Source organism: Piscirickettsia litoralis, assembly GCF_001720395.1.
Lineage (GTDB): Bacteria > Pseudomonadota > Gammaproteobacteria > Piscirickettsiales > Piscirickettsiaceae > Piscirickettsia > Piscirickettsia litoralis.
Genome location: NZ_MDTU01000002.1, coordinates 171,833 through 173,421 on the forward strand (window position 1 = coordinate 171,833; position 1,589 = coordinate 173,421).

The 1,589-nt window shown below is 29.3% G+C and carries 1 protein-coding gene; it reads left to right on the top strand.

The window, feature by feature from the left end; translation table 11 throughout:
• The first annotated feature begins 215 nt into the window (after positions 1-215).
• Positions 216-716 carry a hypothetical protein gene (locus BGC07_RS15845; RefSeq protein WP_069314043.1) on the top strand — a complete coding sequence of 167 codons (501 nt, stop codon included), beginning with the start codon at positions 216-218 and terminating at the stop codon, positions 714-716.
• Positions 717-1,589 lie beyond the last annotated feature (873 nt).

Below are 1,589 nucleotides of genomic sequence, written 5' to 3' on the forward strand. Positions count from 1 at the left end.
GGGCATACATTTAATGAATAACATATTGATTAATCAAAAAAAAATTTACTTATATCACTTATAAGAATGATCTTATATTTTGTGAGGATGAGGCTATAGAGTATATAAACCAAGTAAGCGGTGAAAATATTCGGCAGATTTCAGAAATAAATATAACTGACTTATTTAAGTTTCCTCTAGGGGGTAAGGCTTTTCTGAGAGACTCAATAAATTTGATGAGATTAAGAGAAAAATCTATTACTCGACACATTGTAGCCTTTTCTAAAGATATTTGTTTGATTGGAACAATAAAGAAAGAAGTGTTTATGAGAGGCGATAGGCCTATTGGAATTATCCATAGGCTAGATTTTGGGACTGATCAATTTAAAATCAATCCATGCTTAGATAAGATAAAACCAATAAAATATAATAATGAAAAAATACCAAGCTCAAGTATTATATTGCTAATTCTTTTGTCACAAAGCAGTAATATTAAAGCACATGAGATAAGCAAGATTCTTGGTATAAAACTAAGAACAGCATATATATATAAATATGATTTATTAGTTAACATGCGAGATATATTTGGTTATCGTAATACAGTAGATTTTGCTAACTGTATTAATAATATTTTTGATATAGCTCCACGCAAAAAAGGAGGTTTTACTGTACTTTCATTGGAGGAGTTTGCTAGACACTGCCAATTGTTGAGCGAGAGTTACAATTCTAAAAGCTAAATTATTTGTCAATAGTGATATTATATATTGAGAATAACATTCTTATGGGTTGAAAAATATTAGTTTATGTGAAATTGTTTGTTAACAATTGAAGTTTAAGCTCATTGCAAGAAAATAAACTAGCGTGAAAAACATTAAAGTGTGATAATATTGTAGATCTCTAGAGGTGTTCTGTCTATGGATTAACCTAATGATAATTTATGATTTAGACGCTGTTTAATTTATAACTATTACTAGATTTAAATAACACACTATTTTCTAGGTGATCATACCTTAATTATTTATTTTCAAGTTTTCATTTTTATGAAAACAATTGCGAACACCCTGCTCTAGTTATTAAGCACACTGATTGACTAGTAGGGTACAATCATTCCAATTGCTTTCCTGTGCTTGCTTATTTCAATAAAGTAGCCTTTAGCAATAAGCTCTGATATTTCTTTTAGGTATTGTTGTAAGTCTGAGGATGAAACTCTAATGATGTTATCATTGTCTTGGTTTTTGATAATGAGTGAATTTTTTTCGATTTGTTTGTCATATTCTATATCCTAAAATTAAATTTTAATATTAGCCATATATAACTTATATATGATGTTATTTTATAAAAAATTACCACAATAATTGATTAGTTAAAACTTAAAAAAACTTTTTTTTACATAAAATAGCAATACTTTATAATAATGATACTCCTCGCAACGGGGTAGCTTGGTACCATATCCAGTATTATAACAGCCTTAGTTGCCCCTGATGCAAAGTCTGGTAACTTTTATCAACCCCTTGATTGCGCACATAGTTCTTTAACATCTGTTCATCCCCATGTTTACCTACAGTGCTAGCAAAATAGTTCTGTCTCAATTTGAGCCTGGTAACCCTCCC